General features: G+C 61.5%; 22 protein-coding genes. 14 read left to right on the forward strand and 8 right to left on the reverse strand.

Annotated features, from left to right (window positions below):
* Window positions 1-150 precede the first annotated feature (150 nt).
* The 3 genes from IB254_RS00090 to IB254_RS00100 form a co-directional block, all read right to left on the reverse strand.
* Window positions 151-1,359 carry a CaiB/BaiF CoA transferase family protein gene (locus tag IB254_RS00090; protein WP_008033811.1) on the reverse strand — a complete coding sequence of 403 codons (1,209 nt, stop codon included), beginning with the start codon at window positions 1,357-1,359 and terminating at the stop codon, window positions 151-153.
* A 1-nt stretch (window position 1,360) separates the two neighbouring features.
* Window positions 1,361-2,140 (reverse strand): enoyl-CoA hydratase-related protein, encoded by a 780-nt coding sequence (locus IB254_RS00095; RefSeq protein ID WP_192415585.1) that lies wholly within the window; start codon window positions 2,138-2,140, stop codon window positions 1,361-1,363.
* Between the two features lie 73 nt (window positions 2,141-2,213).
* A complete protein-coding gene (locus IB254_RS00100) occupies window positions 2,214-3,353 on the reverse strand; it encodes an iron-containing alcohol dehydrogenase (RefSeq protein WP_008033814.1) in 1,140 nt (379 codons plus the stop codon).
* 175 nt (window positions 3,354-3,528) lie between these two features.
* Here IB254_RS00100 and IB254_RS00105 point away from each other — a divergent pair, with 175 nt between their 5' ends.
* Window positions 3,529-4,452, forward strand: coding sequence for a LysR family transcriptional regulator (locus IB254_RS00105; protein WP_008033815.1), 924 nt, complete (start codon window positions 3,529-3,531; stop codon window positions 4,450-4,452).
* An 888-nt stretch (window positions 4,453-5,340) separates the two neighbouring features.
* Window positions 5,341-6,687: a PQQ-dependent sugar dehydrogenase gene (locus IB254_RS00110; protein WP_192415586.1), complete on the forward strand. Its 1,347-nt coding sequence runs from the start codon at window positions 5,341-5,343 to the stop codon at window positions 6,685-6,687.
* A gap of 50 nt (window positions 6,688-6,737) precedes the next feature.
* Here the strand turns inward: IB254_RS00110 and IB254_RS00115 are convergent, their stop codons facing one another.
* Complete coding sequence (locus IB254_RS00115; RefSeq protein WP_192415587.1) at window positions 6,738-7,247, reverse strand: Lrp/AsnC family transcriptional regulator; 510 nt, start codon at window positions 7,245-7,247, stop codon at window positions 6,738-6,740.
* Window positions 7,248-7,447: 200 nt separating this feature from the next.
* Between IB254_RS00115 and IB254_RS00120 the strand changes: the two genes are divergently transcribed.
* The 10 genes from IB254_RS00120 to IB254_RS00165 all read left to right on the forward strand — a co-directional run bounded on the left by IB254_RS00120 (window position 7,448) and on the right by IB254_RS00165 (window position 17,259).
* Window positions 7,448-8,464, forward strand: a complete 1,017-nt coding sequence (locus IB254_RS00120; protein WP_008045265.1) for a 1-aminocyclopropane-1-carboxylate deaminase — start codon at window positions 7,448-7,450, stop codon at window positions 8,462-8,464.
* A gap of 510 nt (window positions 8,465-8,974) precedes the next feature.
* Window positions 8,975-9,424 carry a transketolase gene (locus tag IB254_RS00125; protein WP_192415588.1) on the forward strand — a complete coding sequence of 150 codons (450 nt, stop codon included), beginning with the start codon at window positions 8,975-8,977 and terminating at the stop codon, window positions 9,422-9,424.
* Between the two features lie 52 nt (window positions 9,425-9,476).
* The gene (locus tag IB254_RS00130; protein WP_225602216.1) at window positions 9,477-9,896 is read left to right on the forward strand and encodes a hypothetical protein; all 420 of its coding nucleotides are present in this window, start codon (window positions 9,477-9,479) and stop codon (window positions 9,894-9,896) included.
* Window positions 9,893-12,592, forward strand: a complete 2,700-nt coding sequence (gene mdeB, locus IB254_RS00135) for an alpha-ketoglutarate dehydrogenase (protein WP_192415589.1) — start codon at window positions 9,893-9,895, stop codon at window positions 12,590-12,592. Before IB254_RS00130 ends, mdeB begins: the two co-directional genes overlap by 4 nt.
* A 40-nt stretch (window positions 12,593-12,632) precedes the next feature.
* On the forward strand, window positions 12,633-13,877 hold the full coding sequence (locus IB254_RS00140) for a dihydrolipoyllysine-residue acetyltransferase (protein WP_192415590.1): 1,245 nt from the start codon (window positions 12,633-12,635) through the stop codon (window positions 13,875-13,877).
* A gap of 125 nt (window positions 13,878-14,002) precedes the next feature.
* Entirely contained in the window at window positions 14,003-14,203 is a 201-nt protein-coding gene (locus IB254_RS00145; RefSeq protein ID WP_008033844.1) for a YbdD/YjiX family protein, read from the forward strand.
* 156 nt (window positions 14,204-14,359) lie between these two features.
* Complete coding sequence (locus tag IB254_RS00150; protein WP_192415591.1) at window positions 14,360-14,866, forward strand: GNAT family N-acetyltransferase; 507 nt, start codon at window positions 14,360-14,362, stop codon at window positions 14,864-14,866.
* Window positions 14,857-15,261, forward strand: coding sequence for an NUDIX hydrolase (locus tag IB254_RS00155; RefSeq protein WP_192415592.1), 405 nt, complete (start codon window positions 14,857-14,859; stop codon window positions 15,259-15,261). The genes IB254_RS00150 and IB254_RS00155 overlap by 10 nt, the downstream gene beginning before the upstream one ends.
* A gap of 109 nt (window positions 15,262-15,370) precedes the next feature.
* Window positions 15,371-16,591 (forward strand): helix-turn-helix domain-containing protein, encoded by a 1,221-nt coding sequence (locus tag IB254_RS00160; protein ID WP_192415594.1) that lies wholly within the window; start codon window positions 15,371-15,373, stop codon window positions 16,589-16,591.
* Between the two features lie 35 nt (window positions 16,592-16,626).
* Window positions 16,627-17,259, forward strand: coding sequence for a glutaminyl-peptide cyclotransferase (locus IB254_RS00165; protein ID WP_192415596.1), 633 nt, complete (start codon window positions 16,627-16,629; stop codon window positions 17,257-17,259).
* Between the two features lie 30 nt (window positions 17,260-17,289).
* Here IB254_RS00165 and IB254_RS00170 read toward each other — a convergent pair whose 3' ends face one another.
* Both IB254_RS00170 and IB254_RS00175 read right to left on the reverse strand, forming a co-directional pair.
* Window positions 17,290-18,150: a CAP domain-containing protein gene (locus IB254_RS00170; RefSeq protein ID WP_192415598.1), complete on the reverse strand. Its 861-nt coding sequence runs from the start codon at window positions 18,148-18,150 to the stop codon at window positions 17,290-17,292.
* Between the two features lie 135 nt (window positions 18,151-18,285).
* Window positions 18,286-19,188, reverse strand: a complete 903-nt coding sequence (locus IB254_RS00175; protein WP_192415600.1) for a LysR substrate-binding domain-containing protein — start codon at window positions 19,186-19,188, stop codon at window positions 18,286-18,288.
* A gap of 107 nt (window positions 19,189-19,295) precedes the next feature.
* On the opposite strand from IB254_RS00175, the gene IB254_RS00180 reads away from it, so the two are divergent.
* Together IB254_RS00180 and IB254_RS00185 are read left to right on the forward strand one after the other, a co-directional pair.
* Entirely contained in the window at window positions 19,296-20,693 is a 1,398-nt protein-coding gene (locus tag IB254_RS00180) for an MFS transporter (RefSeq protein WP_192415601.1), read from the forward strand.
* Window positions 20,690-21,964 carry a glucarate dehydratase family protein gene (locus tag IB254_RS00185; protein ID WP_192415602.1) on the forward strand — a complete coding sequence of 425 codons (1,275 nt, stop codon included), beginning with the start codon at window positions 20,690-20,692 and terminating at the stop codon, window positions 21,962-21,964. Before IB254_RS00180 ends, IB254_RS00185 begins: the two co-directional genes overlap by 4 nt.
* On the opposite strand, the gene IB254_RS00190 is transcribed toward IB254_RS00185, so the two are convergent.
* Together IB254_RS00190 and IB254_RS00195 are read right to left on the reverse strand one after the other, a co-directional pair.
* A complete protein-coding gene (locus tag IB254_RS00190) occupies window positions 21,948-22,256 on the reverse strand; it encodes a hypothetical protein (RefSeq protein WP_192415603.1) in 309 nt (102 codons plus the stop codon). The genes IB254_RS00185 and IB254_RS00190 overlap by 17 nt on opposite strands.
* Before the next feature lie 156 nt (window positions 22,257-22,412).
* Window positions 22,413-23,045 carry a response regulator gene (locus tag IB254_RS00195; protein ID WP_017339266.1) on the reverse strand — a complete coding sequence of 211 codons (633 nt, stop codon included), beginning with the start codon at window positions 23,043-23,045 and terminating at the stop codon, window positions 22,413-22,415.
* Window positions 23,046-23,064: the final 19 nt, after the last annotated feature.

The raw sequence follows: 23,064 nt of genomic DNA on the forward strand, positions 1-23,064 counted from the left end.
TCACCTATTGTTTTTGTTGTAGTTGTTCTAAAAAAACAGCTGCTTTCTGTAGGAGCCGGCTTGCTGGCGAAGGCGGTGTATCAATCACCATTGATGTTGGCTGACACGCCGCCTTCGCCAGCAAGCCGGCTCCTACAGATTTCCCATCGTTCAGGAGGCGAGTGCGACCACCGCCTGGGTGCGAATCAACTCGTCGATTTCGTTTTCCGCATACCCGCTTTCCTTCAGCACTTCGCGGGTGTGTTCGCCGAGCAGCGGTGCAGGGCGGCTGGTCGGTGGCGCGGCGTTGTCCATGTCGGAGAAGTGAATCGGCAAGCCCATGCCGCGCACTCGGCCTTCGGTCGGATGTTCGGTCTCGACGACCATGCCGCGTGCCTTGGTTTGCGGGTGGGCCAGCGCGGCGGCGATGTCGAGGACCGGCCCGGCAGGCAGGCCGAGGCTGTCGAACAACACCATCCATTCATCGGTGGTGCGTGCGACCAGCACTTCGTTGAGGATTTCCACCAGCGCCAGGCGATGCTCCATGCGCAAGGCGTTGCTGGCGAAACGAGGGTCGGCTTTCAATTGCGGAACGGCCAGCGCCTCGACCAGTCGCTCGTAGTTGGCCTGGTTGGCGGCGCCGATGTTGATCCAGCCATCCGCCGTGCGGAACACCTGGTACGGCGCGCTGGTGGAGTTGGCCGAACCCATTTTTGGCAGGATGGTGCCATCGGCGAAATACGCCGCTGCTGGCCAGTACATTTGTTGCAGGCCGGCTTCGAACAGCGAGGTGTCGACCATCTGCCCAAGGCCGGTTTTCTGTTTCGCGGCATACGCGGCGCAGATGCCGAGAGCGGCAAGGATGCCGGAGTTGATGTCGGCCACCGGCGAACCGGCCTTGACCGGCTCACGCCCGGCTTCACCGGTCATGCTCATCATGCCGCTCATGCCTTGGGCGATCAGGTCGAAACCGCCTTTCTCACCGAACGGCCCGCTGCGGCCGTAACCGGAAATCGCGCAGTAGATCAGCCCGGGGTTGAGGGTTTTCAGGGTTTCGTAACCGAGGCCGAATTTTTCCATGGTGCCGGCGCGGTAGTTTTCCGTGACCACGTCGGCGTCCATCAGCAGGCGGCGCAGAACGTCGCGGCCGCCCTCGGTTTTCAGGTTCAGGCCGATCCCGCGCTTGTTGCGGTTGACCACCATGAACGAAGCGGATTCACCGCTGGCCATGATCGGCGAGAAGCGGCGCGAATCATCACCGTCCGGGACTTTCTCGACCTTCACCACGTCGGCGCCCATGTCGGCCAGCATCATGCCGCACACCGGGCCGGACATGATGTGAGCCAGTTCTACCACGCGCATTCCTGTCAGCGGTCCCATGTTATTTGCCCTCGAATTGTGGTTTGGCTTTGGCGATGAACGCGTTCAGGCCGATCTGAAAATCGTCGGTGTCGTAGCAGGCGTAACTGCTGTCGATCTGCTCGACGGTGGGGGTGATGCCCGCTTCCAGTTGTCGTGCCGCCTGGCGATGCCAGCGGGTGACGAGCGGGGCGCCGTTAGTGATGCGTTTGGCGGTGGCGAGGGTTTCGGATTCGACTTCGGCATCCGGTACGACGCGGGTCACGAGGTTTTTCACGTAGGCGTCGTTGGCGTCGAGAATGCGGCCTTCAAGGAGAATCTCCAGGGTCGTCGAGCGTCCCGCCAGCGCCACCAGCCCGGCCATTTCGTCATAGGACATGACCAGCCCGAGCTTGCCGACCGGCGCGCCGAAGCGGCTGGACGTGCCACAGATGCGCAGGTCGCAGAGCGCGGCAATTTCCAGACCGCCGCCGACGCACACGCCGTGGATCATCGCGATCACCGGGTGCGGGCAGTCGACAACCGCGCGCATCGCCGCTGAAGTGATTTCGGCATAGTGTCGGGCCTGCGCCTGGTTGGCGCGCACGCTCGGAAACTCGCCGACATCGGCGCCGGCGGCAAAGGCCTGTTCGCCCGCACCGCGCAACACCACGCAGCGCACGCTGAGGTCGGCGGACAGTTCGGTCATGACGTCACCCAGGTCTTGCCACATGGACAGGGTCAGGGCGTTCATCTTTCCCGGATGACTGAGGGTGACGATGGCAATGGCGTCTTGCCGTTCGATAAGGACGGTGGGCTTCATGATTGTTCCGCTGCCGTCGGCGTTGCCGACGACGCGGTTGCCTCCTGATTTATTGTTGTTGGGCAGCGGCTGCTTACAGCGATTGTTCGAGCATCGACAGGTAGTCCGCCGAGGATGCTTCGCGCGGATTGGTCTTGTGGCTGTGATCGTGCAATGCGCCCTCGACGATGCCGGCGAACAGGCTTTCATCGACGCCGATCTGGCTCAGGCGGGTCGGCAGGCCCAGGCGTTTGGTCATGTCTTCGATGGCTGCGCCGATGTTCGCGTCGGCCTCAAGGCCCATGGCATGGCGCAGTCGTTCCAGTTTGCGCTCGTCACGGACAGTCGGGGCGTTGGCGTTGAAGTGCACGACCGCCGGTAGAAAAATCGCGTTCAAAGTGCCGTGGTGCAGTTTCGGATTGATGCCGCCCAAGGCGTGGGAAAGGCTGTGCACGCAGCCCAGTCCTTTCTGGAAGGCCAGCGCGCCTTGCATGGACGCGCTCATCATGTTCATCCGCGCTTCGCGATCACCGGGTTCGGCGGTCGCTCGTTCGATGTGTTCCCAGGCGCGCCACAGGCCGTCGAGGGCGATGCCGTCTGCGGCAGGGTTGAAGGCCGGGGCCATGAACGTTTCGATGCAATGCGCGATAGCGTCCATGCCGGTGGCGGCGGTGAGCATGGGCGGCAGACCGAGGGTCAACTCCGGATCGCAGATGGCCACGCGCGGCACGACATAGGGGGAGATAACGCCGACCTTGCGACCATCGTCGAGGATCAGGATGGCGCCGCGACCCACCTCGCTGCCGGTGCCGGCCGTAGTCGGAACCGCAATCAGCGGCGCGGTGGCCGAGGTGATGCGATCCAGTCCGCCTTCAATCACCGCGAAGCTTTGCAGAGGACCGTCGTGGGTGGCGCAGACCGCGACGCCCTTGGCCAGATCGATCGATGATCCGCCACCGACAGCGATGATGCCGTTGCACTCGCCGAGGTGGTATTGGGCCACGGCTTCACGCACGGCGTGCTCATTCGGATTGGGCGGGGTGGCGTCGAAGATTGTCGGTGCGCGGTCACCGCCGAGGGCAGCGATGACTTTGTCGACGATGCCGGCATTGCGCACGCCGACATCGGTGACGATCAGCGGCCGGGTGATGCCGGCGCGCTCGGCTTCGGCGGCCAGATGCTGCAGGCTGTCGTAGCCGAACTGGATTTTGGTGACGTAATTGATGAGTGACATGATTCACCACAAGTTATACAGGATTGTTATTGTTGCAACCGGTCTGGGGCAGGAGGGCTTTCGCGCTCTGGTCAAACCCATTGCATTGCCTGGCTGTGGGGTGGACTATAGGGCCGTCTTGGCCAGCCTCGATACTGACAACTTTCGATACCTCTATAACTTTTAGTTAATCCTGATGACGCCCTCACTGAACTCGATCATGTCCCGCCTGCACGTCAAGCAGCTTCGTTTGCTGATCGCCCTGGATGAGCACGGCTCCTTGCTGGGCGCGGCCAAACAGGTCGCGCTGACGCAGCCCGGCGCGAGCAAGGCGCTGCAAGAAATTGAAACCACTTTCGGCACCGCGCTGTTCACCCGCACTAACCGCGGGCTTGAGCCGAACGACGCCGGGCGTTCGGTCATCCGGTACGCGCGGTTGATCCAGACTGACCTTGCGCACCTGCGCGAAGAGATCATCGGCATCATGAGCGGCGAAGGCGGGCGCGTGTCGGTCGGCACCATCATGGGCGCCGTGCCGCTGCTGACCACGGCGATCAGCCGGGTGATTGCCGACAACCCGAAGCTGTCCATCGAGATTGTCGAGGACACCAGCGCTGCGCTGCTCAGCCAGCTCGATGCCGGGCGCCTGGACCTGGCGATCTGCCGTACCACCATCAGCACCACCCCCTACTTGTATGAGAGCTCGACCTTCGTCGAGGAAACCCTGGCAGTGATCGCCAGCACCCAGCATCCGTTCGCCTATGCCCGCCAGTTGTCGTTGAAAGACCTGGTGGATTACCGCTGGGTCGTCTATCGCGCCAACATGCCGATGCGGCTGTTGCTGGAGCGGGAGTTTCATGAGGCCGACCTGCGTTTCCCGGTGCATTTGCTGGAAACCACCTCGGCCTTCGCCACGCTGTCGCTGCTCCAGGAAAACCCGACCCTCGTCGCACTGGTGTCGACCGACGTAGCGAAGTTCTGCTCCGGCTACGGCTTCACCACCACGCTGCCGCTGCCGATCACCTCACGCAGCGAACCCTATGAACTGGTGTCGCGCAAAGGCGTCCCGGACTCGCCGGCGGCCAGGCTGCTGCGTGAGGCACTGCTGAATCCCGCCTGACTGCTGGCGATGGCGGCCTCGAAATCGATGCAAACCTTGCGGGCCTCATCGCCGGCAAGCCTGCTCCTACAGTGGATCGCGTTGCTCACCTTTCCCGTGCCCGCCACCAAACCCTTGTAGGAGCCGGCTTGCTGGCGATGGCGGCTTAGAAATCGATACAAAACCCACGGGCCTCATCGCCAGCAAGCCGGCTCCTACAGTGGATCGTGTCGTTCACCTTTTTCGTGCCCGCCACCCAACCCTTGTAGGAGCCGGCTTGCCGGCGATGGCGGCTTAGAAATCGATACAAAACCCACGGGCCTCATCGCCAGCAAGCCGGCTCCTACAGTGGATCGTGTCGTTCACCTTTTTCGTGCCCGCCACCAAACCCTTGTAGGAGCCGGCTTGCTGGCGATGGCGGCCTTGAAATCGATGCAAACCTTGCGGGCCTCATCGCCAGCAAGCCGGCTCCTACAGTGGATCGCGTTGCTCACCTTTCCCGTGCCCGCCACCGAACCCTTGTAGGAGCCGGCTTGCCGGTGATGGCGGCCTCGCAATCGATGCAAAACCCACGGGCCTCATCGCCGGCAAGCCGGCTCCTACAGTGGATCGCGGTTGTTCACCTTTTTCGTGCCCGCCTCTGAACCCTTGTAGGAGCCGGCTTGCCGGCGATGGCGGCCTTGAAATCGATGCAAATCCTACGGGCCTCATCGCCAGCAAGCCGGCTCCTACAGAGGGTTGTGTTGTTATGGGAGATAGTGCCCGGCATTGCGCGTTTGCATTCGTGCGATTCAGGCAAAATTGATTTGTGACAGGCGCGGTGTTTGAAACGAATCGGCGCCGCGATACTCGACGGGATTTTGCCTATTCCTAAATTGGCCCACGGATGGCCATTGCGAGGTTCGAACCATGACTGTCTCCCGCCGAATGGCGCTCTTGATGACCGCTGCCGCGTTGCTCACCGCTTGTGGTGAATCTTCCAAACTGCCGCCGCAGGCCAGTGTCGGCCCGAGCCCGCAGTTGCCTGAGCCCACGACCACGCTGATCCCGACGTTGAAGGTGTCCAAGGCCATTGGCTGGGCCGGCAGCGACAAGCCGAAAGCGCCCGCCGGTTTCACGGTGACGGCCCTGGCCGAAAACCTCGACCACCCGCGCTGGATCTACAGATTGCCCAATGGCGATCTGTTGGTCGCCGAAAGCAATCACCCGCCGATGCCTGAAGGCGCCACTGACGGTGGCAGCGGTCCGCTGGCCTGGGCGCGGCGCACCGCGATGGGTTTTGTGATGGGCCGTGTCGGCGCCGATGCGCCCAGCGCCAATCGAATCACCTTGCTGCGCGATGCCGACGGTGACGGTCACGCTGAACTGCGCACGGTGTTCATGAGCGGACTGACGTCACCTTTCGGCATGGCGTTGGTGGGCAACGAGCTGTTCATCGCCAACGCCGACGCCCTGGTCAAGGTGCCTTACAGCGAGGGGCAAACCGAGATCACGGCGACGCCGGTGAAAGTCACCGATCTGCCTGCCGGTATCAATCACCACTGGACCAAGAACGTGCTCGCCAACCCTGAGGGCACCAAGCTGTACGTCACCGTGGGCTCCAACAGCAACGTTGGCGAAAACGGTCTGGAGGCCGAAGAAGGGCGCGCGGCCATCTGGGAAGTTGACGTTAAAAGCGCCGACAAGCGTCTGTTTGCCAGCGGTCTGCGCAACCCCAACGGCCTGGCCTGGAAACCCGGTTCGAGCCAGTTGTGGACCGTGGTCAATGAGCGCGATGAAATCGGCAGTGACCTGGTGCCGGATTACCTGACGTCGGTAAAAGACGGCGCGTTCTACGGCTGGCCATGGAGTTACTACGGCAACCACGTCGACACCCGGGTTGAGCCGCCGCGCCCGGACAAGGTGGCCCAGGCCATCGCCCCGGACTACGCGTTGGGCACCCACGTCGCACCGCTGGGCCTGGCGTTCTCTGATTCGCGCGGCATGCCCAGCGCTTTCGCCAATGGCGTGTTCATCGGCGAACACGGCTCGTGGAACCGCAATCCGCAGGCCGGCTACAAGGTGGTGTTCATCCCGTTCAGCGACGGCAAGCCTTCAGGTTTACCGGTGGATTTCCTCACCGGCTTCCTCAATGCCGAAGGCGAAGCACAAGGGCGTCCGGTGGGCGTAGCGCTTGATCAGAGCGGAGCGCTGCTGGTGGCGGACGATGTCGGCAACAAGGTATGGCGCGTGGCTGTGGCCAAACCGGGTCAATAAAGCAGGATAGAGCCCGGTCACCGCGCAAGTTGCGCGGCTGACACGGGCTATCAAAGAGGTATCTGCGGCGTCGACACCACTTGGCGCAAGCCCATGAACGAACGAATCTGCCGCACACCTGGCAGGTACAACAATTGCTCCGCGTGCAGGCGGTTGAAACTGTTGCTGTCCTTGGTTCGTATCAACATGAAGTAGTCGAATTCCCCCGTCACCACATGGCATTCCATGCAGCCGGAAACCTTTTGCGCCGCCGCTTCGAAGGCAGCGAAGGATTCCGGCGTCGAGCGGTCCAGCACCACACCGATCAACACCACCATGCCGGCATCCAGCGCGTCATTGTCCAGCAACGCGACGATGCCCTTGATCAAACCCGCCTGCTTGAGGCGTTCGACGCGGCGCAAACACGCCGGCGCACTCAGTTTGACCTTCTCGGCAAGCGCCACATTGGAGATGGAAGCGTCGCGTTGCAGCGCCTTGAGAATGGCGCGGTCGGTCCGGTCCAGCGGGTGTGGCTCCGGGCTGGATGTGCCGGGTTTCCTGTGAGTATTTGTTGCGTTCATATTGGTTTCTACGCAATAAAAAGTTGTTTGAAGTGATAGTCAGCGATTTATGTTTCTTTAATGCATTGAAACTTGCAACACATATTTTTGGCTTTGTTCTTAATATTGAACTCATCGAAGCCCCTCTGAAAGAACCTGGAATGCAGCCTGTTTGCCTTTCGGTCTGGCGCTTGGATATCCAATAATCAAGGAGCAGAGTCATGAACCTGAATCGTTTCAAACGCTATCCGTTGACCTTCGGTCCTTCGCCCATCACCCCCTTGAAACGCCTCAGCGAACACCTGGGCGGCAAGGTCGAGCTGTATGCCAAGCGTGAAGACTGCAACAGTGGCCTGGCCTTCGGTGGCAACAAGACGCGCAAGCTCGAATACCTGATTCCCGAGGCCATCGAGCAGGGCTGCGACACCCTCGTGTCCATCGGCGGGATCCAGTCGAACCAGACCCGCCAGGTCGCTGCCGTTGCCGCACACCTGGGCATGAAGTGCGTGCTGGTCCAGGAAAACTGGGTGAACTACTCCGATGCCGTGTATGACCGCGTTGGCAACATCGAGATGTCTCGCATCATGGGCGCGGATGTACGACTGGACGCCGCCGGGTTCGACATTGGCATCCGGCCCAGCTGGGAGAAGGCCATGAATGATGTGGTGGAGCGCGGCGGCAAACCGTTTCCGATCCCGGCGGGCTGTTCCGAGCATCCGTATGGCGGTCTCGGCTTCGTCGGTTTCGCCGAGGAAGTCCGCCAGCAGGAAAAAGAACTCGGCTTCAAGTTCGATTACATCGTGGTCTGCTCGGTTACCGGCAGCACCCAGGCGGGCATGGTGGTCGGGTTTGCCGCCGACGGCCGTTCGAAGAATGTCATCGGTATCGACGCTTCGGCCAAACCGGAAAAGACCAAGGCACAGATCCTGCGGATCGCCCGGCACACCGCTGAACTGGTGGAGCTGGGGCGCGAAATCACCGAGGAGGATGTGGTGCTCGACACACGGTTCGCCTATCCGGAATACGGTTTGCCCAACGACGGCACGCTGGAAGCCATCCGCCTGTGCGGCAGACTTGAAGGCGTGCTGACCGACCCGGTGTACGAAGGGAAATCCATGCACGGGATGATCGAAATGGTTCGCCGTGGCGAGTTCCCCGAAGGCTCGAAAGTGCTTTACGCACACTTGGGCGGGGTGCCTGCGCTGAATGCCTACAGCTTCCTGTTCCGTAACGGCTGATCACAAACCTGCAGGAGCCGGCTTGCCGGCGATGGCGGCCTTGAAATCGATGCAGAACCCACGGGCCCCATCGCCAGCAAGCCGGCTCCTACAGTGGATTGTGTTGTTCACATTTACGTGTCTGTCACCGAACCCTTGTAGGAGCCGGCTTGCTGGCGATGGCGGCCTTGAAATCGATGCAAAACCAACGGGCCCCATCGCCAGCAAGCCGGCTCCTACAGTGGATTGTGTTGTTCACATTTTCGTGTCAGTCACCGAACCCTTGTAGGAGCCGGCTTGCTGGCGATGGCGGCCTTGAGATCGATGCAAAACCAACGGGCCTCATCGCCGGCAAGCCGGCTCCTACAGTGGATTGTGTTGTTCACATTGTCGTGTCTGTCACCGAACCCTTGTAGGAGCCGGCTTGCCGGCGATGGCGGCCTTGAAATCGATGCAAAACCAACGGGCCCATCGCCAGCAAGCCGGCTCCTACAGGAAAGGGGGCAACGTTCAATCGCCAGGAGTAGCGCCATGCATGCGATATCGCAATCCGCCGTCTGGATCAAGGAACCCTCGGCGGATGCCGGGGTGGTCATCGTGACCAGTGCCGCGTTGCCCAAATACATGATCGACCAGCTGCACGTGGCCATCGACGACTGGGATCAGGTGGCTTACCTGGCCGTCAAGCAATCCAGGGCATTGATGCTCGACTGGTTGCGGGTCGGGTCCAGCCCCGAGCAAGCGTGTGATGCCCGTCAATTGCTGCGCGGCGTGTGCAAAAGCAGTTTTTTGCTGGACGTCGAAGTCGGCACGGTGCCGGGCCTGACCTGGCTGGGATCCGTCTGCGGTCACTCGCTGCGCGTCGTCGACCTGGGAACTGTCGCCTCAACCCATGCGGCGATGGATCGACAGGTGGAAGCCGTTTTATTGGCGACCCGGAGTCTGGCGAAAAGCGTGCTGCAGGAGCGCTACGTCATTTAGCGGATGTCTTCGCCCGCTCAATCAAACACACCCAATAAGAAAGGCAACGCCTATGAGCCGATCTGCCGACCGTCGTAATAACGCCAGGAAATGGATGCGCGAGCCCTCAAGTGGCACGCGCGTTGTGGTGATCACTGCTGGACTGGGCAGTGAACATCTAGAGTTGATTCACCACAGTTTCAGTTGCTTTGAAAACATTGCACTGATGCAGGTTGATGTCGCGCCGATGGCCGCTGGAATGTTTGAAGCGCACACATCCGCCTGTGATTACTGCCTTGTCGTGGCTGGCGAACTGGATAAGCGCTTTTTACGCGATTTGCCCAAGCGCAGAATCAATATTTACCCGATAGCCCGGGATGCCCGGACCGAGCGCTCCGTCATCGAAGCGGTCGAGCAGGTCAAAAGCCTGGCCCGAGCAAACCCTCCACCGCGCATTGATACCGAATCAGCCTTTTGCAGGAGATGCCCATGAACCCGTCCGATCTTCATGCCCAGTTACCCGGCCAGACCACGGAAGATGCCGAGGAAATCGCTGAGTGGCGCGATGCCTTGCTATCGGTCATCGCCCACGGCGGCGCCGGGCAGGCCCGGCAGATCATGGACATGCTGGTGACGCTGGCCAGCACCTGCGAGATGAATTGGCGGCCCCGTCACGGCACGCCCTACATCAACACCATCAGCGTTGAGCAGCAACCGGTGTTCCCGGGGGATCTGGCGCTCGAAGAACGCCTGGCCTCGATCATGCGCTGGAACGCGTTGGTCATGGTGGCGAGAGCCAACCAGGCCTACGGGGAACTCGGTGGCCACATCGCCAGTTACGCGAGCGCCGCCGATTTGTTTGAAGTGGGCTTCAACCACTTCTTCAGGGCGCGCACTGAAACCAGCGGCGGCGATCTGGTGTTCTACCAGCCGCACTCGGCACCGGGGGTCTATGCACGGGCTTTTCTGGAAGGCCGCCTCGAAGAGAAGGACCTGCAGCATTACCGGCAAGAGATCGGCGCACGCGCCAATGGCGCCCGGGGGCTGTCGAGTTATCCGCATCCGTGGTTGATGCCGGACTTCTGGCAGTTCCCGACCGGCTCGATGGGCATCGGTCCGATCAGCTCGATCTACCAGGCGCGTTTCATGCGTTACCTGGAACATCGCGGCCTGCAAGACACCGCCGGGCGCACCGTTTGGGGGGTGTTCGGCGACGGTGAAATGGATGAGCCGGAAAGCATGTCGGCCCTGACGCTGGCGGCACGCGAAGGGCTGGATAATCTGGTGTGGGTGGTCAACTGCAACCTTCAGCGTCTGGACGGTCCGGTGCGGGGCAACGGTCGCATCATCGACGAGCTGGAGGCATTGTTCGGAGGCGCTGGCTGGAACGTCATCAAACTGGTCTGGGGCTCTGACTGGGACGGACTGTTTGCCCGGGATCACGACGGCGCGCTGGTCAAGGCCCTGTCCGCCACGGTCGATGGCCAGTTCCAGACGTTCGCCGCCAAGGACGGGCGTTTCAACCGCGATCAGTTCTTTGGCCAGAACGAAGCCCTGGCACATCTGGCCCAGGGCTTGACCGATGAACAGATCGACCGCCTCAAACGTGGCGGCCACGACGTGGTGAAGATTTTCGCCGCCTACCAAAGCGCGATGCGCGAGGGCAGAAAACCCACGGTGATTCTCGCGCAGACCAAGAAAGGCTTCGGCATGGGCGATGCCGGGCAGGGCAAGATGACCGTGCACCAGCAGAAGAAACTCGACAAGGACGCGTTGATCGCCTTCCGTAACCGTTTCAATTTGCCATTGACCGATGAACAGGCGACCTCGCTGAGCTTCTTCAAACCTGACGACGACAGCGCCGAAATGCGCTACCTGCATGAACGTCGCCGGGCATTGGGCGGCTATATGCCGTCGCGGCCCACCACGTCGACGCCCTTGGCCGTGCCCGACGTCAACAGCTACGCCGGGTTCGCCATTACTGCCGAAGGCAAGGAAATGTCCACCACCATGGCGTTTGTGCGGATGCTCAGCGGTTTGCTCCGGGATAAACAACTGGGGCCGCGCATCGTGCCGATCGTGGCCGATGAAGCGCGCACGTTCGGCATGGCCAGCCTGTTCAAGCAGATCGGGATTTATTCCAGCGTGGGCCAGCGTTATGAGCCGGAGGACATCGGTTCGATCCTGAGCTATCGCGAAGCCCTCGACGGGCAGATTCTCGAAGAGGGCATCAGCGAGGCCGGCGCGATCAGTTCCTGGGTAGCAGCCGCGACCAGCTATTCGGTGCATGGCCTGCCGATGTTGCCGTTTTACATCTACTACTCGATGTTCGGCTTCCAGCGCATCGGCGACCTGATCTGGGCGGCGGCGGACCAGCGGGCGCGCGGGTTTCTGCTCGGCGCCACGGCGGGGCGCACGACGCTGGGTGGTGAAGGTTTGCAGCACCAGGACGGCAACAGCCACTTGATGGCGGCGATGGTGCCCAACTGCCGGGCCTACGATCCGGCGTTCGCCGGTGAGTTCGCGGTGATCCTCGATCACGGCATGCGCCAGATGCTGGAACGTCAGGTCGACGAGTTCTACTACGTCACGCTGATGAACGAAAACTACCCGCAGCCCAACCTGCCCGAGGGTGTCGAGCAGGCAATTATCAAAGGCATGTACCTGTTCGCCCGGCATGAAGTCGAGGACGCACGCGGCAGCGTTCAGTTGTTGGGTTCCGGCGCGATCCTGCTTGAAGTGATCGCGGCGGCCGAGTTGCTGGCCAGCGACTGGAACATCGACAGCGAGGTCTGGAGCGTCACCAGCTTCACCGAGCTGGCCCGCGAGGCCCGTGAGGTGGAGCGCTGGAATCGCCTGCATCCCGGACAACCGACGCGGCGCAGCCACGTTCAGGAATCGCTCAACGACAAGGCACCGATCATTGCCAGCACCGATTACGTGCGCGCCTTGCCCCAACTGATCGCCAGCTACGCGCCGACACGTTACACGGTGCTCGGCACCGACGGTTTTGGCCGCAGTGATACCCGCAGCCGGTTGCGCGCGTTTTTCGAAGTGGACCGCCATCAGATCGTTTTGAGCGCCCTGACGTCACTGGTTCAGGACGGGCGCCTCGATGCCGGCGTGTGTGCCGAAGCGATTGCGCGCTACGGGATTGATGTTGACGCCATCGCGCCTTGGGACGCTTGAAGCCGGGCTTCAGGTCGAGTCGAATTTTCAGGAAATGGTCATGAAGAATGTGCATGAAGTGCAAATGCCCGACATCGGCGATGCCAAGGATGTCGGTGTCATCGAAATACCGGTCAAGGCGGGCGATGCAGTGGTCGAAGGGCAGACCCTGATCATTGTCGAGACCGACAAGGCGTCCATGGAAATTCCATCGCCGCACACGGGCGTGTTGCAATCGTTGGTGGTCAGTCTGGATGACAAAGTCAGCGAGGGATCGCCGATTGCCTTTATCGAGAGTGAAGGGCTATCGGCGGCGCCGGCACCGCGCATCGAGCCGGTTGCAACGGTCATAGAGCCTCAGCCGATTGCCTCGCCAGAGTTGCTCATCGAAGCGTTTGATCCGCCAACGGACTTGCCGCTGGCATCGCCGTCGGTTCGCAAGTTTTCTCGAGAATTGGGTGTTTCGCTCAAGGCCATTCAGGGCACAGGCCTGCGTCGCCGCATCACCAAGGACGATGTATTGGCCCATGTGAAAGGCGCACTGACGGTCACTGAAACCCGTGCCCAGCCGTTGGGCGGATTGCTGCCCTGGCCGGTGGTGGATTTTGCCAAGTACGGGCCGGTGGAAACCCGGCCACTGTCGCGCATCCGTAAAATCAGCGGGGCCAATCTGCATCGCAATTGGCTGATGATTCCCCACGTGACCAATCACGACGACGCGGATATCACGCAACTCGAACAGTTCCGCGTGCAGGTGAACAAGGAAAAGGCCGGCAGCGGGGTCAAGTTGACGTTGCTGGCGTTGTTGATGAAAGCCTGTGCGGGCGCGTTGAAAAAATTCCCGGAGTTCAATGCCAGTCTCAATGGCGACGAACTGGTGTTGAAAGGTTATTGCCACATCGGTTTTGCCGCCGATACACCCGAAGGGTTGGTCGTCCCCGTCATCAAGGACGTCGATCAGAAAGGGGTGCTGGCGATTGCCCGGGAAATGTCGGCGCTGGCTGAAAAGGCGCGGGCGGGCAAGTTGAGCGCTGCCGAGATGAGTGGCGGCTGCTTTTCAATCTCGTCGTTGGGCGGCATTGGCGGGACGTATTTCACGCCGATCATCAATGCGCCGGAAGTCGCGATTCTCGGGGTGGGCAAAAGCACGGAGCGACTCGCGCTGGAGGGCGGGCAGGTTGTGACGCGCAACATGCTGCCGTTGAGCCTGAGTTGGGATCATCGCGTGATCGATGGCGCGGCGGCGGGGCGTTTCAACGCCTATCTGAGCAGTGTGCTGGCGGATTACCGCAGGCTGGTTCTGTGAACGGGGGGACGGTTTGTCGGGTTCGTTCAGCCACTTGAACATACAAATTCCCCGGTCGCGGACACAATGCAGATACATGAGTGCGGTTTGATGAGGTCGTCCAACACCACAAAGAGGCTTTTGCCATGTTCCGCAAACTGCAGCTTGCCGCCAGGTTCCTCAGCCAGAGCACGCGCCTGATGGTGGGCGTTCCGGATTACGACAACTACGTCGCGCAGATGAAGCTGAATCATCCGGACCAGCCGGTCATGAGCTATTCAGCATTCTTTCGCGAGCGTCAGGAAGCACGCTACGGCAAACGCAGCTGCACGACGCGGTGCTGCTGAACGCCGATTGAACGGCGACTGCCGAACAGCCTCGTCCTCTCTGAGAGGGCGGGGCTTTTTGCGTTTCAGGGTCAGCAAACTGTCCGCATGCGGCCACTTTAATCCGGAGCCTGCAATCAGTAATCTGTCACCCCGACATTTGGATGGAGCCAAATCATGCCACTCACCCACCGCCCCGTACGCGCTGAAGATGTTCTGGCGATCTGCAACTTCCCGCAAACCCCTGAAGAACTGTTTTTCATGTTTCCGAAGGCGCAGTACCTGCTGACGGACGACCAGCTACTGGCATCGATTGCCCAGCGTTCTGATTCAACGGTGGTTGAAGAGAACGGCTCCGTGATTGGTTTTGCGAACTTTTACAAGTTCGAGCGTGAGGGCGTGTGCACGATTGGCAATGTGATCGTGTCCCCCAAGGCCCGGGGGAAAGGTGTGGCGAAATTTCTGGTGGAAACGATGGTGGGGCTGGCGATCGATCGTCACCGGGCCAGCGAAGTGCAGATTTCGTGTTTCAACGAAAACACCGCGGGGCTGTTGCTGTATCCGCAACTCGGTTTTGTACCGTTTGAGATCGAGGAGCGGCTATCGCCGGATGGTCGTCGGGTCGCGCTTTTAAATATGAGATTGCTCACCCAGGCCCGCTCCGCGGACATCCCATGCGCGTAGACAAAGCTTGCCCCGTCGTTATGCGCAACATCGAGCGGCTGGAGATTTTAGCGTTCCGGCATCCGCTGGCAGGTCTGCAACTGGTCAAGGGTAGCGTGGAGCCGGGAGAGTTGACTGGCACCGCGGCTGTCCGGGAGTTGTTCGAAGAGGCGGGTATCAGGGGCGAAGTAATACGGGATCTGGGCACCTGGAATTCGACGATCACAGGACACACGTGGGCGTTTCACGAGTGTCGCGTGGCGCAGAACCTTCCAGATGCCTGGCGTCATTTTGCAGCGGACGATGGAGGTCATGAATTCGCGTTTTTTTGGCATCCATTGGCGAGCAAGCCCAGTGACGAATGGCATCAGGTTTTCAAGGACGCTCTGGGGTTCTTGAGTCGGCGTCTTTGTTGAAAACAGGGCCCTTACAAACGCAAACAATCGCGCCCCTTACTCAGCTGCCGCGTGACTAGACTAACCAGGGTTATCGAACGGCAGGGGCGACAACCGTGGCGCTACTCTTATGGACTCATTGATCACAGCCGCAGCGCGGGCGCTCGCGGCGGGTGATCCGCTTGGTGCGCTGGACCGGGTGGCGTTGCGTGACGATGCGCCCGCGCTCGCGTTGCGCGGCATCGCCATGGCGCAGCTCGGCGATCTGGTTCGGGCGAAAGCGCTGGTGAAAAGCGCCGCGCGCGCATTCGGGCCGAAAGAGCCGTTGGCGCGGGCTCGGTGCGTGGTGGCCGAGGCCGAAATTGCGCTGGCTTCGCGTGACCTGGGCTGGCCAGTGAAGGCGCTCGAAACGGCACGCCTGACGCTTGAGGCCCACGGGGATCGAGTGAACGCCGCTCACGCGCGGTATCTGCAGATTCGGCGATGGGTGCTGATCGGTCGGCTCGACGAGGCGGACGTTTTGTTGGCCGCGCTGGATCCCGCACCGTTGCCGCCGGTGCTGCGCGCCGCCCATGAATTGGTAGTGGCGGGGATTGCCATCCGCCGCCTGCAATCGCAAACAGCCCGGCTCGCCCTGGCGAGGGCCGAACATGTCGCACGCGAGGCGGGTGTCCCGGCGCTTATCGGTGAAGTCGAAAACGCCGTTAACGTCCTGAATTCCCCGGCGGCGCGCCTGATCGCCCATGGCGAAGAGCGGCCGTTGTGGCTGGATGAAGTTGAAGCCGTGCTCGGGTCGACCGCGTTGGTGGTGGACGCCTGCCGTTATGCCGTGCGTGGCGTCGGCATGTCGGTTTCCCTCGCCCGGCGCCCGGTGTTGTTCACCCTCGTTCGTGCGTTGGCCGAAGCGTGGCCGGCGGACGTATCGAGGGAAACCCTGATCCGCCTGGCGTTCCGCCTGAAGCTGTCGGACGAGTCCCATCGAGCGCGCTTGCGTGTCGAAGTCGGGCGCTTGCGTGCGGCGCTGAAACCGTTGGCGGGCGTCATCGCCACTCAACGCGGGTTTGCGCTGGTGGCGCTGGTTTCATCTGACGTAGTGGTGTTGGCGCAACCGGTCGAAGAACGACACGCGGCGCTGTTTGCCTTGCTCGCCGACGGCGAATCCTGGTCAAGTTCAGCGCTGGCGTTGGCGCTCGACACCAGCCAGCGCACGGTGCAACGCACACTCGACGCGCTCGCGGCGGCCGGCAAAGTGCAGCCATTCGGACGTGGCCGGGCGCGGCGCTGGATGACCCCGCCGGTACCGGGTTTCGCGACGACCTTGTTACTCCCGGCGCCACTGCCGAGTGACTAGGATGAACGCCACGAACCCCTGAAGAGGTAACCGAGATGAAACACTCAACCGCAGAAATCCTCCGCGAATATGGCCCGTTCGCCGGTGTCGACAGCGTGCATGGCGTGACCTGGGACGGTGAGCGCGTCTGGTTTGCCAGTGGCGAAAAACTCATCGCCCTCGACCCGGCCAGCGGCAAGACCCTGCGTTCAATCGACGTCAGCGCCGATGCAGGCACGGCCTTCGACGGCCAGCACCTGTTCCAGATCGCCGCCGACCGTATCCAGAAGATCGACCCGCAGACCGGCAAAGTGCTCAACACCATCCCGGCACCGGGTGGCGGCAACGACTCCGGGCTGACCTGGGCTGAGGGGACGCTGTGGGTCGGCCGCTATCGCGATCGGAAAATTCACCAGATCGACCCCGAGACCGGCGCGATTTTGCGCACAATCGAGTCCAACCGCTTCGTCACCGGCGTGACTTGGGTTGACGGGCAACTGTGGCATGGGACGTGGGAAGGGGATGAAAGCGAGCTGCGCCGCGTGGATGCCAAAACCGGTGAAGTGCTGCACAGCGTCAAGATGCCGAGCGGAGTCGGCGTGTCGGGGCTTGAGTCCGATGGCGGCGATCAGTTTTTCTGCGGCGGCGGTGGCAGCGGGAAGGTGAGGGCGGTGCGGCGGCCAGCGTGACGCATCACGCTGGCCATGGTGTGACCGGCCTCAAGGCGCTCCAAACAACATCGTCCAGTAAACCCCTTCGTCACTGCGCGCGTCCGTCGCGTAGGCGGCGCCCACTTGGGTGAACAGCGGGCTCATCAGGTTGGCGCAATGTCCGGGGCTGGCGAGCCAGCCTGCCATTGCCTTGCTCGGTGAGCCTTGGCCTGCGGCGATGTTTTCGCCGATCTGGCGGCCACGGAATCCGGCAGCCCGCGCCCGGTCGGCAGGCATATCGCCGTCGGGATCTCGGTGTGCGAAGTAATTTCCGTAGGCCATTGCCTTGCTGTGGCCCTGCGCCGCTGCCCCGAGGCTGGCATTCCAGGCCAGTGGCCGGGCGGCGGCAAAGCGCTGGCGCCCACAGAGACGCGGTTTTGCCCGTGCGGCGTTGACCTGGGCGAGCAACGCCTTGCTGACGGCTCGCGCGTCGTTCATTTGACTGTCCAGCACCGGCCGTGCCAGCACCACTTGCCATTCGCTGCGGCTGCGGCTGACGCCGATATCGGCGTATTGGCTATCCAGCAATGCAGTGCAGTAATCGCTCTGCAGCAGGTCGAAGGCCTCTTCGGCATCTTGCGCGCCGACCACGCGCAGGCTACGCACGGTCACCGCCTGATAACCGGACGCTTTCAACCGGTCCCGCAAGCCGCCGCCGTAGCCGACCGGCAAGGCCAGATTCGATTTTAGCGCCAGCGGTGCCAAGCGTTGGGCGGGACGCCGCTCGCAGCGCTGCGGGTGGGCGCGGTAATCGTTAATGGCTTCCACCAGTTGCCGTTCCGCGCCGGCCTGGGCGGGGCGGGTGGTAATAGAAAGCACGGTAAACAGGCACAGCGAAGTCAAGCGCAAGGCGTGGGCGGTTTGGCGCATGGAGGGACAGCTCTGAAGAGTTGGCAGCGGTTAGGGGAGGAATTGGCGCCGCTGTAAGACTGGGGAGTTGAAACAAGGTTCACGGGGCAGGAGCGCATATTTACCGACGATTTCGTGTGTCCGACGGACGTACCTTCAAATGCCCCATCCCTCGCGCACCGCCGTGCGAATCCCTTCCAGCAACATGGCAAACGCCGGGTTGTCATTGTTCTCGCGCCAGATCAGATGCAACTCGCTCTGCACACCTTCCCCCAGGTCGATATCGCGAAACATCACGTTCTTGAACACCACGCTGCTGGCACACCGTGGCACCAGCGCCAGGCCCATGCCGGCGTTGACCAGCGCCAGAATGGTCAGCGACGAACCCAGCCACTGCACGTATTCCGGGGCGACGCGGGCCGAGCGCAGCATGCCGGTCAGCAGTTCGTTGAACGGTGGGTAGGCGGCGTGGGAGTACATTAGAAACGGTTGTGCATCGAGGTCTTTGACCGACACGGTTTCGGCGCTGGCCAATCGATGATGGCTGGGCACGGCCAGGACAAACGGCTCGCGCACCAGGCACTCGGTGGCATATCCCGGTTCCAGCAACGGCGCGCGGACGATGCCCAGGTCGATGCGGCGGGCGCGCAGGGCTTCGTGCTGCTGGTAGGTATTCATCTCCGACAGGTCGATTTTCACGTGCGGTTGCTTGAGGCGGGCTTCGGCGATGACCTTGGGCAGGAATTCATACACCGCACTGCCGACAAAACTGATGTTGACCGTGCCGATATCGCCCTCGGCAAAACGCCGGGCGGTGGCGGCGGCTTGCTGGGCACGTTCGAGCAGGTTCTGCGCCTCGATGAAGAAGGCGCGGCCAGCGGCGGTCAGGGCGACGCTGCGGGTGGTGCGGGTGAACAGCTCGACGCCCAGGTGATGCTCCAGCAGCTGAATCTGTCGGCTGAGCGGCGGCTGGGTCATGTTCAACCGTTCGGCGGCGCGCCGGAAGTTCAGTTCGGTGGCCACCGTGGTGAAGCAGCGCAGTTGGGTCAGTTCGAACATTGATCTAATCCAGGTATCAATCGAATGCCAAGTTAGATTAGACGGGATCAATGTCGGCGTCCATGATCGGCGCGTCCCTAAAAAAACAATGAACGGGAGTCGCCCCCTTGAATACCCTCCAGAGTCCGCCCGATCCAACTGTGCTCGCCCGCGCAGCGGCCAAGGTGAAGCGCCATGTGCTGCCGCTGTTCGTGGTGATGTTCATCGTCAACTACATCGACCGGGTCAACATCGGCTTCGTGCGCAGTCACATGGAAACCGATCTCGGCATTGGCGCCGCCGCCTATGGCCTCGGTGCCGGGCTGTTCTTCATCGGTTACGCAATCTTCGAAGTCCCCTCCAACCTGCTGCTGCAACGCTACGGCGCCCGCGCCTGGCTGACGCGCATCATGTTCACCTGGGGCGCAGCGGCCATGGCCATGGCGTTCGTTCGCGGCGAAACCAGTTTCTATGTGCTGCGCTTCATCCTCGGTGCGGCCGAAGCCGGGTTCTTCCCCGGCATCATTTATTACTTCACCCAATGGTTGCCGTCGACCGAACGCGGCAAGGCCATGGCGATCTTCCTCAGCGGCTCGGCCATTGCCTCGGTGATTTCCGGGCCGGTGTCCGGTGCGCTGTTGCACGTCAGCGGTTTCAGCCTGCACGGCTGGCAGTGGATGTTCCTGATCGAAGGCTTCGCCTCGATCGTGCTCTGCGGGTTTGTCTGGTTCTGGTTGCAGTCCCATCCGCGCCAGGCGAACTGGTTGAGCGCGGAAGAAAAGGACGCTCTGGTGGGCGCCATCGCCCTCGAACAGCAGACCCGCGAAGCGACGCAGACGGTCAAGCCGTCGATGTTCAAATTGCTCGCCGACAAGCAGATCGCACTGTTCTGTTTCATCTACTTTTCCATTGCCCTGACCATCTACGGCGCGACGTTCTGGCTGCCGAGCATGATCAAGAAAATGGGCAACCTCGGCGACTTCCAGGTCGGCCTGTTCAACTCGATTCCGTGGATCATTTCCATCGTCGCGATGTATGGCTTCGCCGCCATGGCCAGCAAATGGAAACACCAGCAGGCCTGGGTCGCCTTGACCCTGGTGATTGCCGCATTCGGCATGTTCATGTCCACCATTGGCGGGCCGGTTTTCGCCTTCGTCGCCATCTGTTTTGCCGCGATTGGTTTCAAGGCCGCCTCGGCGTTGTTCTGGCCCATTCCGCAAGGCTATCTGGATGCGCGCATCGCCGCGGCGGTGATCGCGTTGATCAACTCCATCGGCAACCTCGGCGGCTTCGTCGCCCCGACGGCGTTCGGTTTCCTCGAACAAAAAACCGGCTCCATCGAGGGCGGTCTCTACGGGCTGGCGGCCACCTCACTGGTGGCGGCGGTGGTGATCTTCTTTGCCCGCACCGCCCCGCGTGGTGATCCCGTTCGCGTGTTGAGCGGCCAACCTGCCGACATCGCAGTGCCAGAAAAATCAGTCAGTCATCAAGCCTTGAGCTCAGGTCCAAAGGGAGCAGCCTCTTGAAAATCAAACGAGTCACCGTCACCCCCATCGCTTTCCGTGATCCGCCGCTGCTCAACGCCAGCGGGATTCATGAACCGTTCGCACTGCGTTCGATCATCGAGATCGAGAGCGACAATGGCTACATCGGTCTCGGTGAAAGTTACGGCGATGCGCCGGCGCTGTTGATCCAGCAGCAACTGCAATCGCAACTGATCGGTCTCGATCCGTTCGACCTCAATCAACTGCGACGCATCGTCCAGGTCACCGTGGCGGCGAACAAACCGGCGAGCATTGCCGGCGCGGAACTGGCACCGGGCTCCCATGCCAGCAAAGCGGTGAGCAACGCGTATTCGGCGTTCGAAGTGGCGTTCCTGGATTTGCAGGCGCATTCGTTGAACGTGCCGTTGGTGGACTTGCTGGGCGGGGCGATTCGCGACGAGATTCCGTTCAGCGCCTACCTGTTTTTCAAGTACGCGCAGCATGTCGATTCACCCTACAAACCGGACAATTGGGGCGAGGCGCTGAACGAAGAGCAGATCGTTGCCCAGGCGCGGCGGATGATCGAGGCCTACGGTTTCAAGAGCATCAAACTCAAGGCCGGCACGCTGCCGCCGGAGCATGAGGTGTCGTGCATCAAGGCGCTGAAAAAGGCCTTCCCCGGTTACCCGCTGCGCATTGACCCGAATGGCAACTGGTCATTGGAAACATCGATTCGCATGGCTGAGTTGTTGAGCGATGACCTGCAATATTACGAAGACCCGACGCCGGGCCTCGACGGCATGGCCGAGTTGCACAAACGTACCGGGCTGCCGCTGGCGACCAACATGGTGGTCACCGATTTCGACGAGTTCCGGCGTAGTGTGGCGTTGAACAGCGTGCAGATTGTCCTCGCCGATCACCATTACTGGGGCGGGCTGCGCGACACGCAGGCGCTGGCGAAAATGTGCGACACCTTTGGTCTTGGCGTGTCGATGCATTCCAACTCGCACCTGGGCATCAGCCTGATGGCGATGGCGCATGTTGCGGCCGCAGTGCCCAATCTGGATTACGCCTGCGACACGCATTACCCGTGGCAGGAGCCGGATGAAGAAGTGATCAAGGGCGGCAAGCTGCCGATCGTCGATGGCTGCGTGAAAATCACGCGCGCGCCGGGGTTGGGTCTGGAACTGGATCACGATCAACTGGGCAAGCTGCATGACCAATACCTGACCTGTGGCATCCGCCAGCGCGATGATGTGAAGCAGATGCAGCGTTACAAACCGGACTGGAAGGCGGTCAAACCGCGTTTTTGAGCTCGGTCAGCAGGCGTTCTATCTGCGTCAGTTCCCAGGTGCTGAGCAGACTGACCGGGTCGGTGCCGTAACGTTGCCAATTGTCGAACAGGCCCTCGCGGCCGTCCGGGCTCTGGCAGCGTTGGCAGTGGCGCAAGTGGTTATCGTCGACGTCGAGGGTCAGTTGCCAACCCTCGATGTCGACTTGCACCAGGCCGGATGCGGAAGGTTCGCCTATCAGCCGCAGGGGACGAACCTCCAGGGCGGCGTCGCGCAATAGCTGGTAAATCTCGCGGGTGGTCAACGGTGGCACGGGTGTCTCCGGTGGCTCAGATAAAAAATCGGCAACAACATCCAACCTGTAGGAGCCGGCTTGCTGGCGATAGCGGTGGGTCAGCCAACCTGTTTTTTGCTGACCCACCGCCATCGCCAGCAAGCCGGCTCCTACAGGGGGGAGTGTTCAGCAGGCTTATGGGGAAATGATCCCATGGTCGATAGCGTATTTGACCAGCGCCGCCGGTTTGTCGATGTTGAGTTTGCGGCGGATGCTCAGGCGATGGGTTTCAACCGTGCGCACGCTGATGTCGAGGTCACGGGCCATTTCCTTGTTGTTCATCCCCTGGGCCATTTTGTACAACACCTGGCTTTCACGCGGCGTCAGCTCGTTGTCGGTACTTTTATCAGCAATGAGCCGCTGGGCAATTTCCGCGCTGTAGAACGTGCCGCCGCTGGCAATGGCTTCGATGGCGGCGATGATTTCCCGTGACGGCGCGTTCTTCAGCACATAACCGCTGGCACCCGAACGCACGGACTCGCTCACGTATTCATAATTGTCGTACATGCTCAGCACCAGCACTTTGAGCGACGGGTACTGGCTGCGCAGCAACCGGGTCAGCTCCAGCCCGTTCATGTCCTTGAGGCTGATGTCGACCAGCAACAGGTCAGGCTGGCAGCGTCCGACCATCTCGATGGCGTCCGCGCCATTCTCGGCTTCACCCACCACTTCCAGCGGGGCCATGACGGACAGCAGCGCCTTGATCCCGTCGCGAACCAGGGAGTGATCGTCGACCAGGGCGACGCGGATCGGGGAGGGCAGGTTTATCACGGGCATTCACTCTTGT

The sequence above is a fragment of the Pseudomonas sp. PDM03 genome (assembly GCF_014852385.1).
Taxonomy (GTDB): Bacteria; Pseudomonadota; Gammaproteobacteria; order Pseudomonadales; family Pseudomonadaceae; genus Aquipseudomonas; species Aquipseudomonas migulae.

Excerpts from the sequence above, each read along its gene's own strand:
- IB254_RS00090 (WP_008033811.1), bottom strand. The coding sequence starts at position 1,359 with ATGGGACCGCTGACAGGAATGCGCGTGGTAGAACTGGCTCACATCATG.
- IB254_RS00095 (WP_192415585.1), bottom strand. The coding sequence starts at position 2,140 with ATGAAGCCCACCGTCCTTATCGAACGGCAAGACGCCATTGCCATCGTC.
- IB254_RS00100 (WP_008033814.1), bottom strand. The coding sequence starts at position 3,353 with ATGTCACTCATCAATTACGTCACCAAAATCCAGTTCGGCTACGACAGC.
- IB254_RS00105 (WP_008033815.1), top strand. The coding sequence starts at position 3,529 with ATGACGCCCTCACTGAACTCGATCATGTCCCGCCTGCACGTCAAGCAG.
- IB254_RS00110 (WP_192415586.1), top strand. The coding sequence starts at position 5,341 with ATGACTGTCTCCCGCCGAATGGCGCTCTTGATGACCGCTGCCGCGTTG.
- IB254_RS00115 (WP_192415587.1), bottom strand. The coding sequence starts at position 7,247 with ATGAACGCAACAAATACTCACAGGAAACCCGGCACATCCAGCCCGGAG.
- IB254_RS00120 (WP_008045265.1), top strand. The coding sequence starts at position 7,448 with ATGAACCTGAATCGTTTCAAACGCTATCCGTTGACCTTCGGTCCTTCG.
- IB254_RS00125 (WP_192415588.1), top strand. The coding sequence starts at position 8,975 with ATGCATGCGATATCGCAATCCGCCGTCTGGATCAAGGAACCCTCGGCG.
- IB254_RS00130 (WP_225602216.1), top strand. The coding sequence starts at position 9,477 with ATGAGCCGATCTGCCGACCGTCGTAATAACGCCAGGAAATGGATGCGC.
- mdeB (WP_192415589.1), top strand. The coding sequence starts at position 9,893 with ATGAACCCGTCCGATCTTCATGCCCAGTTACCCGGCCAGACCACGGAA.
- IB254_RS00140 (WP_192415590.1), top strand. The coding sequence starts at position 12,633 with ATGAAGAATGTGCATGAAGTGCAAATGCCCGACATCGGCGATGCCAAG.
- IB254_RS00145 (WP_008033844.1), top strand. The coding sequence starts at position 14,003 with ATGTTCCGCAAACTGCAGCTTGCCGCCAGGTTCCTCAGCCAGAGCACG.
- IB254_RS00150 (WP_192415591.1), top strand. The coding sequence starts at position 14,360 with ATGCCACTCACCCACCGCCCCGTACGCGCTGAAGATGTTCTGGCGATC.
- IB254_RS00155 (WP_192415592.1), top strand. The coding sequence starts at position 14,857 with ATGCGCGTAGACAAAGCTTGCCCCGTCGTTATGCGCAACATCGAGCGG.
- IB254_RS00160 (WP_192415594.1), top strand. The coding sequence starts at position 15,371 with ATGGACTCATTGATCACAGCCGCAGCGCGGGCGCTCGCGGCGGGTGAT.
- IB254_RS00165 (WP_192415596.1), top strand. The coding sequence starts at position 16,627 with ATGAAACACTCAACCGCAGAAATCCTCCGCGAATATGGCCCGTTCGCC.
- IB254_RS00170 (WP_192415598.1), bottom strand. The coding sequence starts at position 18,150 with ATGCGCCAAACCGCCCACGCCTTGCGCTTGACTTCGCTGTGCCTGTTT.
- IB254_RS00175 (WP_192415600.1), bottom strand. The coding sequence starts at position 19,188 with ATGTTCGAACTGACCCAACTGCGCTGCTTCACCACGGTGGCCACCGAA.